The organism is Salmonella sp. SAL00672, assembly GCF_046552175.1.
Classification (GTDB): domain Bacteria; phylum Pseudomonadota; class Gammaproteobacteria; order Enterobacterales; family Enterobacteriaceae; genus Salmonella; species Salmonella enterica.
Map to the genome: position 1 here is coordinate 478,347 of NZ_JBGDUQ010000003.1, position 15,864 is coordinate 494,210.

13 protein-coding genes and 2 pseudogenes are annotated in these 15,864 nt (G+C 50.2%); 6 read left to right on the plus strand and 9 right to left on the minus strand.

All coding sequences use genetic code 11. The features are described 5' to 3' along the window. Positions 1 to 208 precede the first annotated feature (208 nt). Positions 209 to 1,666 (plus strand): cytosol nonspecific dipeptidase, encoded by a 1,458-nt coding sequence (gene pepD, locus ACLJTG_RS12215; protein WP_001292977.1) that lies wholly within the window; start codon positions 209 to 211, stop codon positions 1,664 to 1,666. 155 nt (positions 1,667 to 1,821) lie between these two features. On the opposite strand, the pseudogene prfH reads toward pepD, so the two are convergent. From prfH to dinB, 3 genes and pseudogenes are all read right to left on the minus strand, one after another. Next, positions 1,822 to 2,437: pseudogene (gene prfH / locus ACLJTG_RS12220) on the minus strand (peptide chain release factor H). Continuing rightward, complete coding sequence (locus tag ACLJTG_RS12225) at positions 2,434 to 3,573, minus strand: RNA ligase RtcB family protein (RefSeq protein WP_000528901.1); 1,140 nt, start codon at positions 3,571 to 3,573, stop codon at positions 2,434 to 2,436. The pseudogene prfH and the gene ACLJTG_RS12225 overlap by 4 nt, the downstream one beginning before the upstream one ends. A 218-nt stretch (positions 3,574 to 3,791) precedes the next feature. Beyond that, on the minus strand, positions 3,792 to 4,847 hold the full coding sequence (gene dinB, locus ACLJTG_RS12230; protein ID WP_001226201.1) for a DNA polymerase IV: 1,056 nt from the start codon (positions 4,845 to 4,847) through the stop codon (positions 3,792 to 3,794). Positions 4,848 to 5,096: 249 nt separating this feature from the next. On the opposite strand from dinB, the gene dpaA reads away from it, so the two are divergent. After that, positions 5,097 to 5,837 (plus strand): peptidoglycan meso-diaminopimelic acid protein amidase, encoded by a 741-nt coding sequence (dpaA, locus tag ACLJTG_RS12235; RefSeq protein WP_001225658.1) that lies wholly within the window; start codon positions 5,097 to 5,099, stop codon positions 5,835 to 5,837. On the opposite strand, the gene ACLJTG_RS12240 is transcribed toward dpaA, so the two are convergent. Further along, positions 5,808 to 6,575, minus strand: coding sequence for a class II glutamine amidotransferase (locus ACLJTG_RS12240; RefSeq protein WP_000333387.1), 768 nt, complete (start codon positions 6,573 to 6,575; stop codon positions 5,808 to 5,810). The genes dpaA and ACLJTG_RS12240 overlap by 30 nt on opposite strands. A 212-nt stretch (positions 6,576 to 6,787) precedes the next feature. Then, the gene (gene lpcA / locus ACLJTG_RS12245; RefSeq protein ID WP_000284051.1) at positions 6,788 to 7,366 is read right to left on the minus strand and encodes a D-sedoheptulose 7-phosphate isomerase; all 579 of its coding nucleotides are present in this window, start codon (positions 7,364 to 7,366) and stop codon (positions 6,788 to 6,790) included. A 239-nt stretch (positions 7,367 to 7,605) separates the two neighbouring features. Between lpcA and fadE the strand changes: the two genes are divergently transcribed. The 4 genes from fadE to pagN all read left to right on the plus strand — a co-directional run bounded on the left by fadE (position 7,606) and on the right by pagN (position 12,754). Further along, positions 7,606 to 10,050, plus strand: coding sequence for an acyl-CoA dehydrogenase FadE (gene fadE, locus ACLJTG_RS12250; protein WP_000973041.1), 2,445 nt, complete (start codon positions 7,606 to 7,608; stop codon positions 10,048 to 10,050). A 108-nt stretch (positions 10,051 to 10,158) separates the two neighbouring features. Beyond that, positions 10,159 to 10,926: an amidohydrolase gene (locus tag ACLJTG_RS12255; RefSeq protein ID WP_000015789.1), complete on the plus strand. Its 768-nt coding sequence runs from the start codon at positions 10,159 to 10,161 to the stop codon at positions 10,924 to 10,926. Positions 10,927 to 11,296: 370 nt separating this feature from the next. Then, positions 11,297 to 11,704 carry a Spy/CpxP family protein refolding chaperone gene (locus ACLJTG_RS12260; protein ID WP_000788200.1) on the plus strand — a complete coding sequence of 136 codons (408 nt, stop codon included), beginning with the start codon at positions 11,297 to 11,299 and terminating at the stop codon, positions 11,702 to 11,704. A 330-nt stretch (positions 11,705 to 12,034) separates the two neighbouring features. Beyond that, the gene (gene pagN / locus ACLJTG_RS12265; RefSeq protein WP_000787603.1) at positions 12,035 to 12,754 is read left to right on the plus strand and encodes an adhesin/invasin protein PagN; all 720 of its coding nucleotides are present in this window, start codon (positions 12,035 to 12,037) and stop codon (positions 12,752 to 12,754) included. Between the two features lie 3 nt (positions 12,755 to 12,757). Here the strand turns inward: pagN and ACLJTG_RS12270 are convergent, their stop codons facing one another. From ACLJTG_RS12270 to ACLJTG_RS12285, 4 genes and pseudogenes are all read right to left on the minus strand, one after another. Further along, positions 12,758 to 12,973: a hypothetical protein gene (locus ACLJTG_RS12270; RefSeq protein WP_001575654.1), complete on the minus strand. Its 216-nt coding sequence runs from the start codon at positions 12,971 to 12,973 to the stop codon at positions 12,758 to 12,760. Positions 12,974 to 13,089: 116 nt separating this feature from the next. Beyond that, on the minus strand, positions 13,090 to 14,037 hold the full coding sequence (locus ACLJTG_RS12275; protein ID WP_000970302.1) for a LysR family transcriptional regulator: 948 nt from the start codon (positions 14,035 to 14,037) through the stop codon (positions 13,090 to 13,092). Positions 14,038 to 14,533: 496 nt separating this feature from the next. Then, positions 14,534 to 14,771: pseudogene (locus ACLJTG_RS12280) on the minus strand (PerC family transcriptional regulator); the annotation flags it as partial. 82 nt (positions 14,772 to 14,853) lie between these two features. Further along, positions 14,854 to 15,675: a polysaccharide deacetylase family protein gene (locus ACLJTG_RS12285; protein WP_020999974.1), complete on the minus strand. Its 822-nt coding sequence runs from the start codon at positions 15,673 to 15,675 to the stop codon at positions 14,854 to 14,856. Positions 15,676 to 15,864 lie beyond the last annotated feature (189 nt).

Genomic DNA, 15,864 nt, shown 5'->3' on the forward strand with positions numbered 1-15,864 from the left:
TTCGAGGGGGAAATAGTTGCGCGAGATTATAGAGACCTGACGCGCTAAAAACCAGTGTTTAGCGGAATCCACGCCTCTTTTTGTATGCTTTATACTACCCGCAGGCGGAGAAAGTGGTATTCTCAGTCGCATCTCGTAAGAGTTATCAATTCCGCTAACCCTGTGGCCTGTAAGAACGTTTTTCAGACCACCGCCAAGGAGACTTATCGTGTCTGAACTGTCTCAGTTATCACCACAACCTTTGTGGGATATTTTTGCCAAAATCTGTTCTATTCCTCACCCGTCCTATCACGAAGAGCAACTCGCGGAACATATTGTGAGTTGGGCCAAAGAGAAAGGCCTTTACGTGGATCGCGACCAGGTCGGTAATATTCTGATCCGTAAGCCCGCCACTGCAGGTATGGAAAATCGCAAGCCGGTCGTTTTACAGGCGCATCTGGATATGGTGCCGCAAAAAAATAGCGACACCGTTCACGACTTCACTACAGATCCCATCCAGCCTTATATTGATGGCGAATGGGTTAAAGCGCGCGGTACTACGCTCGGCGCCGACAATGGTATTGGAATGGCTTCTGCGTTAGCGGTACTGGCTGACGATAATGTCGTCCACGGCCCGCTGGAAGTGCTGCTGACCATGACCGAAGAAGCGGGCATGGATGGCGCGTTCGGCCTCCAGTCCGGCTGGTTGCAGGCCGACATCCTGATCAACACCGACTCTGAAGAAGAAGGTGAGATCTATATGGGCTGCGCAGGCGGTATTGATTTTACCTCTAATCTGCCGTTGACCCGTGAAGCTGTACCCGCAGGATTTGCGTGCTTTAAGCTAACCCTGAAAGGTCTGAAAGGCGGCCACTCCGGTGGTGAAATTCACCTCGGTCTTGGCAATGCCAACAAATTGCTGGCGCGTTTTCTGGCCGGGCACGCAGAAGAACTGGATCTGCGTCTGATCGATTTCAACGGCGGCACGCTGCGTAACGCGATTCCGCGCGAAGCGTTCGCTACCCTCGCCGTTGCCGCAGACAACGTAGGCGCGCTGAAAACATTAGTGAACGCTTACCAGGATATTCTGAAAAACGAACTGGCGGAAAAAGAGAAAAACCTGACGCTGCAACTCAATGAGGTTGCCAGTGATAAAGCCGCATTGACCGCGCCGTCACGCGATACCTTTGTGCGCCTGCTGAACGCAACGCCGAACGGCGTGATCCGCAATTCAGACGTGGCGAAAGGCGTAGTGGAAACATCGCTGAACGTTGGCGTGGTCACAATGTCTGATGCGAATGTCGAAATTCACTGCCTGATTCGCTCTCTTATCGACAGCGGTAAAGATTATGTGGTGAGTATGCTGGATTCGCTGGGCAAGCTGGCTGGCGCGAAAACCGAAGCAAAAGGCAGCTATCCTGGCTGGCAGCCCGATGCGAACTCGCCGGTCATGCACCTGGTGCGGGAAACCTATCAGCGTCTGTTCAACAAGACACCGAACATCCAGATTATCCACGCCGGCCTGGAATGCGGTCTGTTTAAGAAACCCTATCCGGATATGGACATGGTTTCTATTGGGCCTACCATTACCGGACCTCACTCTCCGGATGAGCAGGTACATATCGAAAGCGTCGGCCACTACTGGACTCTGCTGACCGAATTGCTGAAAGCGATTCCTGCGAAGTAAGAAAGCGCTAAAATGCCCGTCCCATTTCTGGACGGGCTATCAATATGGAATATCGGGTATCCATTGCCAGATAAGCTCTCCTGAATGCGCTGAAATAGCGCTGCGGCTACACGCGAATAGCCAGACAGCCCTATAACAGCGCCAGTAACACCGAATTATTGTGGCGTAAACGCCATTCCTTTAAATATCCGTAGCGGATTGCCGCGCTCAATCTGATGATGGAACAGACGCCTTTCAGACTTCAACGCCGCACACTCATTTTGCCGTTGCTGTTCCAGCCGCCAGGCAATCAGCAGCCGGGCCAGACGCTTATTCGCATGTTGACTGCGCTCCGACTGAACCTTCACGCTAATCCCGCTCGCCAGGTGCGTGGCCCGCACTGCCGAGTCGGTTTTATTAACGTGCTGCCCACCCGGGCCGGAAGAGCGCAGAGTCTCGAAACGAATCTCATCAGACTGTATGTGCTCGTCGGCGGAAAAGCGCCCAATGCCGACGTACCAGCCCGTATCGCCCATGGTGCGGGCGATACGGGCTGGTACAAATCCACAGTAACGTGCCGCACCAACGTTCACTGAAAGCCATAGCTTTTTCGCCGTCCAGCGAGACCAGCGCAGAACGCAGCGTGTCTGGTAATCGTCCCGGCTCTGTTTCAAGCCGTGTCAGCGATACCTTTTCTCTGGCGGCTTCTTTCGTCAGACAATCCAGCGCTTTTTTTACCGCCAGACAACACTCGTCCGGTCCCTGCGCAGAAGAAAGTTGCAGTAAGATCATGCGCTTTTCTCCCCTGAGGTTTTCAGCGTCAGCACCGGACGCAGGCAGGCAACTGGCGTAATCAGTCCGGCGTCTGCCAGACAATCCACAACGCTATCGATGGATTTATACGCCTGCGGCGCTTCTTCATAAATGAGCTGGCGATCGCGGCAAATCACCCGGCTACCCATCCCGGTACGGCAGAGCTGTCGCGGGGTAAATTTTGCCGATAACCGGTCTTTACACTCGGTACGCATCCATTTGCGCCCCGCGCCGTGCGCCAGGGAGAAGAGGCTCTCCTCGCTGACGACGGGTTTCACCAGCCAGCTATAATCGCCGCGCGAGCCGGGGATAATCACCAGTCCCTGCCCATCTGGCGTAGCGCCTTTACGGTGCAGCCACCCCGCCTCACCCGCGACAGTACAGGGTTCAACGAAGTTATGCGCCACATCCAGCCGCGGTTCGCCCTCAGCCCTGAGCTGTTGCAGTATCCGGCGGGCAATCAGCGCGCGATTACTGCGGGCAAATGCCAGCGCATCGTCATGTTCTGCAAGGTAGCGGCGCGCATCGTCGCTATCTTCCGGCAAACCGTTATGCGAAAACGCCTCCACATGACGACGCAGGATAGCTTGCCCCAGACCGCGTGAACCACTGTGTACCAGCAGTAATAACTGCGTTTTTTGTAACCCCGACAAAGCGAACGAATCAGCATCGACGATGCGATCGACCTGCTGCAGCTCGGCAAAATGATTGCCGCCGCCAATGGAACCCAGCGCAGAGCGCCACGAATGATGCTGCATTGCGGCGGGGACATTCTCCTCCAGCCACTGCGCGTCCGCCACGTCAGTCAGCGACGCCAGCCGCTTCTCCAGTTTATCGGCGTTATATTTACGCCCTAAAATATCCGTTTGCCATAACGCCATGCCGCAGCCGATATCGTTGCCGACCAGCGCCGGATAAAAGCGTCCACGCGAGAAAAAGGCTGCGCCAATAGGATAGCCACGCCCCGGATGCAGATCTGGCATCCCGATAACGCGTTTCATACCGGTTAACTTAGCCGTCGTATATAATTGTTGGATCGCGGAATCTTCGATCCACAGGTTATCTGATGCGATAGAAAATACCACATCTGATAAAGGACGAATATAATTGCCCATATACCATTCCATATATGAATTAAAAAATCAGGAAATGGCAGACTAATCCAGGGCAATAAGAGAAAATTAATCCTGGAAATGTCTGCAAAGTGCGTTCAGAGAATAAAGTGTCATGATGAACCTCCTTTGCAGTTATTGAGAATGAGAAAACGTGGGTATAGTAATACTGAAATTTAGATGGCGCAATCGTAATAGTGATAAAATCTTAATAGCCTGACTTATAACCCTAACACCAACTGTCGTTCCAGTTGAGGGTCGAGCAGCGTTACGTGTAACCCCACCAGCCGTACGCCGCGCTCGCCGCGACGCTCGTTCCAGGTTTTACGGGCGGTGGTAATTAAGTCTTCTTTATTTAATTGCGGCCAGACATGTTCCTGAGTGGTTTGCTGAAAATCATTAAATTTTAATTTAACGCCCTGTCGGGCAATCAGTAAATCGGGCTTTACTATAGCCAGACGACGCTCCAGTTCCGGATATAAATATTCAATAATGGCCTCGCAGTCCGACCACTCATGAATATCCTCCGCCAGAGTACGCTCAACGCCTACCGATTTACGCAGCCTTTCGCTGTTAACATCACGCTCGTCAATACCCTGACTACGCTCCCATAATACCCGGCCAAATTTACCAAAGCGTTTGAGAAGCATCGCCAGATCGCACTGTTGAATATCCCCGCAGGTTCTTAACCCCATATTTTCCAGTTTGGCGGCGGAAACTTTCCCCACGCCTGGAATTTTGGCTAACGGCAACGTTTTAAGAAAGTCGGGTACATCGGCTGGCGTAATAACATATTGTCCGTTCGGTTTATTGAGATCGGAGGCGATCTTCGCCAGAAATTTCACTGGCGCAACGCCAGCGGAGGCGGTGAGTTGCAGTTCATTGAAAATAGTCTGACGAATCTCCCTGGCGATCAGAGTTGCCGATCCATAACAGTGCGGGCTGTCAGTCACATCCAGCCAGGCTTCATCCAGCGAGAGCGGTTCAATCAGTGAAGTGTAGCGGGAAAAGATGTCACGTACATGCCGCGAAGCCTCTTTATAGGCGTCAAAGCGGCCAGGCAATAGGGTGAGATGGGGGCACAGCTTTAGCGCCATGGCGGTCGGCATCGCGCTACGTACGCCAAACTGGCGCGCAGGATAGTTGGCGGTACTGATAACGCCTCTTCGCTCACGACTCCCGCCAATGGCAATGGGAATATCGCGTAACGCCGGATTATCACGCATCTCTACCGCGGCAAAAAAACAGTCCATATCAACATGTATGATTTTGCGCATCGCTCGCCCCCACAATACTGTTTAAGTGTACAGTATGTTTTATTGCGCGCAAAGAGACATTCGCGTTAAAAATGCGACATATTCGAAGGTATGACGACGAAAGCGGCGGGAAAATTGTAAACGTACACACGGGGACTTGCGAAAAACTGCCGTGGTGCTAATGTGAGCGCTCCAAATCCAGATTACTCCGATTTGGGGACTCTTTTGCCGTTCTGGCGTGTGTAACCGTTTTATCAAGGAACAAGCAGTATGCGTAAAATCGCATTTTTTCTTGCGATGCTTCTGATGCCGTGCGTCTCATTTGCCGGTTTGCTGAGCAGCAGCAGCCCCGTCACGCCGGTCAGTAAAGAGTATAAGCAGCAGTTAATGGGCTCACCGGTCTATATTCAGATTTTTAAAGAAGAGCGCACCCTTGATCTCTACGTCAAAATGGGTGAGCAATACCAGTTGCTTGATAGCTACAAAATTTGCAACTATTCCGGCGGGTTAGGCCCGAAACGCCGTCAGGGCGATTTTAAAAGTCCGGAAGGGTTTTACAGCGTTCAGCGCAATCAACTCAAGCCAGACAGCCGTTTTTATAAGGCCATCAACATTGGTTTTCCAAATGCCTACGATCGCGCGCATGGCTATGATGGTAAATATCTGATGATTCACGGCGCCTGTGTTTCCGTCGGCTGCTATGCCATGACCGACAGCGGCATTGATGAGATTTTCCAGTTTGTCACCGCCGCGCTGGTCTTTGGTCAGCCGAGCGTGCAGGTGAGTATTTATCCGTTCCGGATGACCGACGCCAATATGCAGCGTCATAAATATTCATATTACAAAGATTTCTGGGCGCAGCTAAAACCCGGCTACGATTATTTTGAACAAACGCATAAGCCGCCAACTGTTTCTATCGTTGATGGGCGTTACGTCGTGAGCAAACCGTTGAGTCACGAAGTCGTTCAGCCACAGCTGGCCTCAAATTATACGCTCTCCGAGGCAAAATAACGCCCATTCGCCTGGCATAATCTTTTGCCAGGTTTCATTCCCCGTTAGCGGCTGGGTAGCAATCACGGTAACCACGTCATTTGGCGTGGTCTGTGAACTGAAATCAATTTCCATATCCTGATCCACCAGCGTGGCTACGCCAAACGGCGCCCGGCGAGTGATCCAGTGCAAATGGGTTGAGCAAAACGCCATCACATATCGCCCATCTGACAGCAGCATGTTAAAAACGCCTTTTTCACGTAATACCGTCGCCAGTGTCGCAATATATTTAAATACCGCCGTCATGTTGCCCGGCGTGCGGGGATAACGCTGCGTTAATTTATGCAATAGCCAGCAAAACGCTTTTTCGCTGTCGGTTTCCCCCACCGGACGAAAATTACCGGTTTCCAGCGACTTATAACCGTTGAGCTGACCGTTATGAGCATAAGTCCAGTTGCGTCCCCATAATTCCCGGGTAAAAGGGTGTGTATTTTCCAGCGCCACTTCACCGCGATTAGCCTGACGGATATGGGCGATAACCGAGCAGGACTTGATCGGGTAATTCTGTACCAGTTTCGCAATCGGCGAATGGTAGCTCGGTTGCGGATCTTTAAACGTGCGACAGCCCTTTCCTTCGTAAAAGGTAATTCCCCAGCCGTCTTTATGCGGCCCGGTTCCGCCGCCACGCTGCACCAGTCCGGTGAAGCTAAAGCAGATATCCGTCGGCACATTGGCGCTCATCCCAAGCAGTTCGCACATACATCACCTCCACAAACGCCTTAAGCGGGAAGGCGTAATTTTTACAGCCAATCAAATCTCAAAATATCAAAGAAAACAATATGCTATACCCTAAATAATTCGAGTTGCAGGAAGGCGGTAAGGGAGGAAAACCCCAGTCACATAGATAACTATGTGACTGGGGTTTCTGAGCGCAACCAACGCACCTGCAGCTTGAAGTATGACGGGTATAGTTATTTAACCATCTCTTTTTCGATCAACTGAATCAGGATATGAATTACTTTGATATGAATCTCCTGAATACGATCGGCATAACCGAAGTGCGGTACGCGAATTTCAATATCCGCCGTTCCCGCCATTTTGCCGCCGTCTTTGCCGGTCAACGTAATCACTTTCATGCCTTTTTCACGGGCCGCGGCAATCGCTTTAATCACGTTACCAGAGTTACCCGACGTCGAGATCCCTAACAGGACATCGCCTTCGCGCCCTACCGCCTCAACGTAACGAGAGAAAATATAGTCATAGCCAAAATCATTACTGACGCAGGATATATGGCTAACATCAGAAATCGCAATTGCCGGGTAGCCCGGACGATTTTCACGATAACGACCTGTCAGCTCTTCAGCAAAGTGCATCGCATCGCAATGGGAGCCGCCGTTACCGCAGGAAAGTACCTTACCACCCGCTTTAAAACTGTCAGCCAACAGGACCGCCGCGCGCTGAATGGCGTGAATATTGGCGTCATCTTTTAAAAAATTAGCCAGCGTTTCCGCCGCTTCGTTCAGTTCGTTACGAATAAGATCCTGGTACATGAGGATATCCTTCAGCATGAATGTAAATGACAGTATGCAGTGTACCGGATAGCAGTACAGGCGAGAAGCATAAGCCGAATTAACGCCTCACGCTTTTGATTTTTCGTGCCCCCAAAAACGGCAACAATGTGAGCTTTGTTGTAATTATTTTGTAAACACATTGCTAAAAGATTTTACATCCACTACAACCTAATCATCACAAGTGGTCAGACCTCCTACAAGCAAGGGAGCTTTTCGTTATGATGATTTTGAGTATTATCGCTACGGTTGTTCTGCTCGGCGCATTGTTCTATCACCGCGTGAGTTTATTTCTCAGCAGCCTGATTCTGCTCGCCTGGACCGCCGCACTTGGCGTCGCTGGCCTGTGGTCCATCTGGCTGTTGGTTCCTCTGGCCATTATCCTCGTGCCGTTTAACCTCACACCGATGCGAAAATCAATGATTTCCGCACCGGTGTTCCGCGGCTTCCGTAAGGTCATGCCGCCGATGTCGCGCACTGAGAAAGAAGCGATTGATGCCGGTACAACCTGGTGGGAAGGCGATCTGTTCCAGGGCAAGCCTGACTGGAAAAAACTGCACAACTATCCGCAACCGCAACTCACTGCCGAAGAGCAAGCGTTTCTCGACGGCCCGGTAGAAGAAGCGTGCCGGATGGCGAACGATTTCCAGATTACCCATGAACTGGCGGATCTGCCGCCGGAACTGTGGGCTTATCTGAAAGAGCATCGTTTTTTTGCGATGATCATTAAAAAAGAGTACGGCGGACTGGAGTTCTCCGCTTATGCGCAGTCCCGTGTACTGCAAAAACTGTCCGGCGTCTCCGGGATTCTGGCTATCACCGTCGGCGTTCCAAACTCACTCGGCCCTGGCGAGTTGTTGCAGCACTATGGTACGGAAGAGCAGAAGAATCACTATCTGCCGCGACTGGCGCGCGGCCAGGAGATCCCCTGCTTTGCGCTGACCAGCCCGGAAGCAGGTTCTGATGCAGGCGCCATTCCGGATACCGGCGTGGTTTGCATGGGCGAATGGCAGGGCCAGCAGGTGCTGGGTATGCGCCTGACCTGGAACAAGCGTTACATTACGCTGGCACCGATAGCTACCGTGTTGGGCCTGGCGTTTAAGCTTTCCGATCCGGATAGATTGTTAGGCGGAGAAGAAGAGCTGGGTATTACCTGTGCCCTGATCCCCACCTCAACGCCGGGTGTGGAAATTGGTCGTCGTCACTTCCCGCTTAACGTTCCGTTCCAGAATGGTCCAACCCGCGGTAACGATATTTTCGTGCCTATTGATTATATTATCGGCGGCCCCAAAATGGCCGGACAAGGCTGGCGTATGCTGGTGGAATGTTTGTCGGTAGGACGCGGTATTACCCTGCCGTCCAACTCCACTGGCGGGGTGAAATCCGTCGCGCTGGCAACCGGCGCCTATGCTCACATTCGTCGTCAGTTCAAAATATCTATCGGCAAGATGGAAGGTATTGAGGAACCGCTGGCGCGTATTGCAGGTAACGCTTATGTGATGGATGCCGCCGCATCGTTAATCACCTATGGCATTATGCTGGGTGAAAAACCGGCGGTACTGTCGGCTATCGTGAAGTACCACTGCACCCACCGCGGCCAGCAGTCCATTATCGACGCGATGGATATCACTGGGGGTAAAGGCATTATGCTGGGCGAGAGCAACTTCCTGGCGCGTGCTTACCAGGGCGCGCCTATCGCGATCACCGTGGAAGGCGCGAATATCCTGACCCGTAGCATGATGATCTTTGGTCAGGGCGCCATTCGCTGCCATCCTTATGTACTGGAAGAGATGGCCGCAGCGCAGAATAATGATGTGAATGCCTTTGATAAGCTGTTGTTTAAACATATCGGCCATGTCGGCAGCAATACCGTCCGCAGTTTCTGGCTTGGCCTGACCCGCGGATTAACGAGCCATACGCCAACCGGCGACGCCACGAAGCGTTATTACCAGCATCTGAACCGACTGAGCGCAAACCTGGCGCTGCTGTCTGACGTGTCAATGGCGGTACTGGGCGGCAGCCTGAAACGCCGCGAGCGTATCTCCGCGCGTCTGGGCGATGTGTTGAGTCAGCTTTATCTGGCCTCAGCCGTACTGAAGCGTTACGACGACGAAGGTCGCCACGAAGCCGACCTGCCGCTGGTGCACTGGGGCGTACAGGATGCGCTGTATCGTGCTGAACAAGCGATGGACGATCTGCTGCAGAACTTCCCGAACCGCGTCGTGGCCGGATTGCTCACCGCGATGATCTTCCCGACTGGCCGTCATTATCTGGCGCCGTCTGATAAGCTGGATCACGCCGTGGCGAAGATCCTACAGGTGCCGAACGCCACACGTTCACGCATTGGGCGCGGTCAGTATCTGACGCCCGCCGAACATAATCCGGTCGGTTTACTGGAAGAAGCGCTGCGTGATGTCATCGCTGCCGACCCTATCCACCAGCGCATCTGCAAAGAACTGGGTAAAAATCTGCCGTTTACTCGTCTGGATGAACTGGCGCGCAATGCGCTGGCGAAAGGGCTTATAGATAAAGATGAAGCCGCCATCCTGGCGAAAGCGGAAGAGAGCCGCCTGCGCAGTATCAACGTTGATGATTTTGAACCTGAAGCGCTGGCGACCAAACCGGTAAAGCTGCCGGAGAAAGTGCGTAAAGTCGAAGCCGCATAATCAGTCTCGTGTCTTTCCTGCCCCGCTTTCGCGGGGCTTTTTCTTGCCGCTTTTTTATTATTGCTCATGCTACAGTGTAAAGACGCTGTTCAATGAGGAGCTCCGATCGTGTCTGGTTTGAAAATTACTCTGTTGCAACAACCTTTAGTCTGGATGGACGGCCCGGCAAACCTGCGTCATTTTGACAGACAGCTAGAGCTCGTATCTGGCCGGGATGTGATTGTTCTGCCTGAAATGTTTACCACCGGCTTTGCGATGGAGGCCGCTAATAACTCACTTTCGCAAGATAGCGTGATTACGTGGATGCAGGCCAAAGCCCGACAAACTGACGCTCTGATTGCCGGCAGCGCGGCGCTACAAACTGAGCGCGGCGCCGTAAATCGCTTCTTACTGGTTGAACCGGAAGGCAAGGTTCATCTCTATGATAAGCGCCATCTGTTTCGTATGGCGGATGAACATCAACATTATGCCGCAGGCGATAAACGCATCATCGTGCAGTGGCGCGGTTGGCGCATTCTGCCGCTGATCTGTTACGATCTGCGCTTTCCGATATGGTCGCGCAACCGCAATGATTACGATCTGGCGCTGTATGTAGCGAACTGGCCCGCGCCGCGCTCGCTACACTGGCAAACATTACTGACGGCGCGCGCTATTGAAAATCAGGCTTATGTCGCAGGCTGCAACCGGGTTGGCACCGATGGCAACGGGTTACATTATCGCGGCGATAGCCGGATCATTAATCCCCAGGGTGATATTATCGCCACCGCCGAACCACACCAGGCGACACGTATTGATGCCGATCTTTCTCTCGTCGCCTTGCAGGACTATCGCGAAAAATTTCCAGCCTGGCGCGATGCCGATCCATTCACCTTGTAAGCAACCTGCCGCTAACCGCGGCGGGATTGTTTCACTCCGTAACTCTCCGTAAAACAAATTCGCGTGGCGTAATGTGGCAGGCAACGTATTCTGACTAAGAGCCTATCCCACCAGGCGTTATTGGCGCAGCCAGTTTGGACACGGACAGCGCGCAAAAACCGGAGCGTACACGTAGTACGTGAGGTTTGACTCGCTACGCTCGCCCTTCGGGCCGCCGCTAGCGGCGTTCAAAACGCTAACGCGTTTTGGCGAGCACTGCCCAGGTCCAAAATGGCAAGTAAAATAGCCCTAATGGGATAGGCTCTAAGATAATTGCTCGCCATTCGTGGGTAATAAAAACGGTTAATCACTCCCTTATCAGGATATCTTCATGAAAAACTTTGTACGCACAACTTTACTGGCAGCGACTCTGGCGGGCGTTTCTTTTGGCGCTTTCGCCACCGCTGTCCCCAATCCTCCCCTGCCCGCCCAAGATCCTATTGTCCAGCATCTGAAGCTAACAAACGATCAGATTACCCGGATCAAAAAACTTCACCAACAACTGGAAACCGACGTCAGTCAGATTTCTATGAAGGGAATTAAAGACGGTGCGCTGATAGAGGTGATTAAATCCGGTAAATGGGATGACGCCGCCGTAAAACAGCAGCTTGCAGCCTTCAGTAACATAGAACAACAGGCTCGCTATTATCGGGTTAAATATTATTTTGATTTAAGCAAAGTCTTAACACCAGAACAGCGTCAACAGGTACAACAAGATCTCGCCCAGGCACTTGAGTAAATATTTTTGCCCGTTATTCCGGGATAACGGGCTTTATCCAGGTCGGGTACAAATTCATCTTCATCTTTTTCTTACAGCATCGCTCCATCTCACACTACCCGTTACATAACGTAGAAGTGAAACCGTACGTGGGGCAATTTGGCGAGGAGATGGATTTCCATACCGACGATTATCGTATTGTTATTTAAAATCTTCATCTCATTTTTTACCCGCTTACAGAAAACCCAGCGTTACAATAGACCGTTTTTTGGGCTTCGTTTATGTAATCGTTATATCACACCCTATACCGTGAAACTTGTCTTTTAGCCCAATATTAAGGCAGGTTCTGAAATGAAAAACTTTTTCGCAGTCTGCATCATTCCCCTTGTGGTAGCCTGGTCCGCTACTGCATCAGCAAAAGAAGGGATCTATATCACCGGGAAAGCGGGGACATCCGTAGTCAATGTCTATGGAATCAACTCAACCTTCAGCCAGGATGAGATAGTTAATGGTCATGCAACGTTACCTGACCGTACCAAAGGCGTTTTTGGCGGCGGGGTTGCTATCGGTTATGACTTTTATGATCCATTCCAGCTTCCAGTACGTTTAGAACTGGATACCACTTTCAGAGGTGAGACGGATGCTAAAGGCGGGCAGGATATTATTGCATTTGGTGATCCAGTACACATAAATGTAAAAAATCAGGTCCGAATGACCACTTACATGGTTAATGGCTATTATGATTTTCACAATAGTACGGCATTTACTCCCTATATCAGCGCAGGCGTTGGCCTCGCTCATGTGAAGCTAAGTAATAACACCATTCCTGTTGGTTTTGGTATTAATGAAACTCTGTCTGCTTCAAAAAATAACTTTGCCTGGGGCGCAGGTATCGGTGCAAAATATGCTGTAACAGATAATATTATGATTGACGCCAGTTATAAATACATTAATGCTGGCAAAGTAAGCATTTCAAAAAATCACTATGCTGGTGATGAACATACCGCTTATGATGCAGACACAAAGGCTGCCTCCAATGACTTCATGCTCGGCATTACTTACGCCTTTTAAACACTATCGGTAAAATAGCTGGTCCTGTGGGTTCCCGAAGGCGCAATGGAGGATATCAGTAATGAATACTCCTGCGCCTTCAGAAAATCGTTGAACAGGTGCAACCTGGCGCCATTTTTCAGTACACTGCAACGTTTCTGGTATGGGCTTAACTTCCGGCTGCCCAAAAACAGCCCCGTCCTGTTTCCGGGTATTATCATTTCCGTCAGTCGGCATCATGTTTTGTATTGGGCATCGTCAAAAGACGACTGGGTGACCAGTCGCATATCTCGATGCCTCAATTCAGTCATCATGTGGGTTTAAGTCAGGAACGTATCAAAACCATTCCAAACGGGTTAATCATCATTCAGAAAATCAATTTGTGGGCGATTATTCCATTTATCTTCAATAAAAGACAGAAAGCGTTGAAATAAAGGAGAATAATACTGACGATGACGCCATACAAGATAAATGGGGAGATCTGGAACCCTCCATTCAGGAAGTATAATTTCAAGTTCATTATTTTTTAAGTATTTGGTGGCAAGCCAGGCCGGAGTCATGAGGTTGATACCCTTTCCTTCTAAAACCAAATTAAGAACACTCAAAAGATTATTGGAAGATAAATGAACATTAACAGCGCCACTAATAGTGTATGATTCATCCTGACGGAAAAGAGTAAGAGGTCCGGAAAGACCATGGTTGTGAAGACCCACAATAATGTGATTTTCCAAATCGCCAGGATGTGAGATCCTGCCATATTTTCTGATATATTTCGGACTCGCACAAAGAACCAACTTTAAAGGGCTTATCTTTCGATACACGAGATCCTCACTTTCGATTATGCCACTTTTAAAAACCAGCTCATCAAACTCCAGGGATTTACTAAAAAAATCGCTACGCTCTCGTGAATCCAGGTAGATTTTTGTATCCGGATAGCTAGCTGTAAATTCCCATATCCACTTATTGGCAAGAAACTCACAGACAATAGCCGGAGCCGAAAATTTTATACTCCCTCTGATAATTTTATCCGGATTTCGCAATTCATCCAGCAAGGACTGAAAGGAAGATGTTATCCTTTTCATGCTTGCATAGGCTGTCTGACCAGCTCCAGTCAGTTCTAAGTGATGTGAATCGCGCCGAAGTAAAGTAACCTCAATAGAATTCTCAAGGCGGCTAAGCGATTTACTGACAGCAGAAATGCTAATATCTAATTCCCGCGCAGCCCGGGAAAGATTCCCTACTTCCGCCACTTTAATAAATATCATCCAGTCTCGCATACCACGATTATTGATCAGTTCCATCATTATCTTCCGTTGATAAAAGAAATTCTTATATTAAAGGAGCTATCAACGACTTACTGATGCGTCATTGTGTGCCTCAATGTCCTTGATATCATCATAATAAAAAATCTATTGGCTGCAAAATAGCATCTGAATCGATCATGATTTTGCATCCATCTCCGGTTACTAATTGAACCTGTTTACCACTCAGTGTAAATACCCTATCTCAGAAGTGATCGTCAAGGTTGTCGCCGAACCAGATACCAATAATAAAGTGGTTCATTGTCATGCGCCCGTTCTGCAAAGGCATTCTCCTTTTCTGTGACGCAGTCTGGAGCGCATTAATTGCATCGTTCACCTAACAAAGTATCCCGTGGAAACAAGCAAAACATCGCCAGATTATTCTTACTTAAGTCCCCCCCACCCGGTTCGACATTATTTGTGAAAGTGGAGGAAACAGAACAGACGGTTTAAATAAGACGCTTACTCAAAACATAAACCTATGTGCAGGCTCCTCTCATTTCGTCACGTCGCTGATATCCAGCTTTACTGGCGCCAGGGGAAGATATCTGCGCAAGGCAATAATTCCGGCGCAACAACAACCACTCCCGCTGGGCCTCTGTACATTCAAAATCTCCCATGACCAAAAGCCAGCGGGTAGAAGCCCTGCGCCAGTGACCTGCTGCCTCCAGATTCTGCGCAACCGGGTCTATCACGGCCTCCGGTGTTATCTTATTTCTGCTCAAAATCAGCACCATCATTTGGGATATAGCCTACAACCCCTGCCCGCCGATGATGGGGGAGGATTCGGTATGCAGCACTTTCATCCTGGTCTCCGGCTCAGTCAGCTATCCGACGTGCCTCCTTATGCCGGGCCAGCAGCGAAGAAAATCCGGGCGTGGTGTGATAAAACAGACGACGTTTCAGCCAGCCCACATTCTTTCGCTCCTTTGTGTTGATACGACCAATACGCTGTGAACCGATGACTGGATTGTTCATACGCCTTTCTGTGGTATACAGGTATGTGAACCCCAGCTCTTCAGCCACATGAATATAGTCAGAACAATACCAGCCCTCAGGCCAGCACAGATGCTGACTGCAGTAACCCAGCATCTCCCTCATCCGCTTACGACTAAGAAGAATATCGACACGAAGCAAATCCGACGGATTACGGGACACAGGTTTCTGGTCCCAGCGTCGGTGGGTGTGCGTGTGCGAGTGAAACTCAACAAGGCCACTGAGGTGCATCTCCCGGACCTCTGACCAGCGCAGCATGACCTCATCAGCCCGGCCTTGTTTAACCAGCTTCTGACACTCATCATGAGAGTACACCGGTTCGCCTGCAGGAATACGGACCGGTCCGTCACTGATCAAACTGGTCACAAGAAAGAGATGCGCATGCAGATTAAACTCCTGCAGCACCGGAAAAACCTGCAACCAGTTATCCAGCCAGCCGCCATCAAAGGTCAGCATGACGCTTTTACGAGGCAATCTTGCACCATGATAAAAAGCTTCCACCTCTGCAGCGGTAACGGTTTTCCAGCCAGATTCAGCCAGCCATTTCATCTGCGCCCGGAACGTACAGGGAGATAAGGTTATCTGTCCGGGTTTATCACTGACATGGTGATACATTAATACCGGTAAATGTCGTGCATAAGACATATGCTTTATTCCTTTATGTAAAAAATAAATTATTTTTACGCCTGAGGGGACAAGAAAAAGCCCCCTAAACATAAAATCTTAAATATCACATATGAATACCTGACAGATAAACAAACCTTATACTAAGGGCTTATAAAGCCCCGCTCACAAAAGAGTGAATCAAACAAATCCACAAAACAGAAAATAATA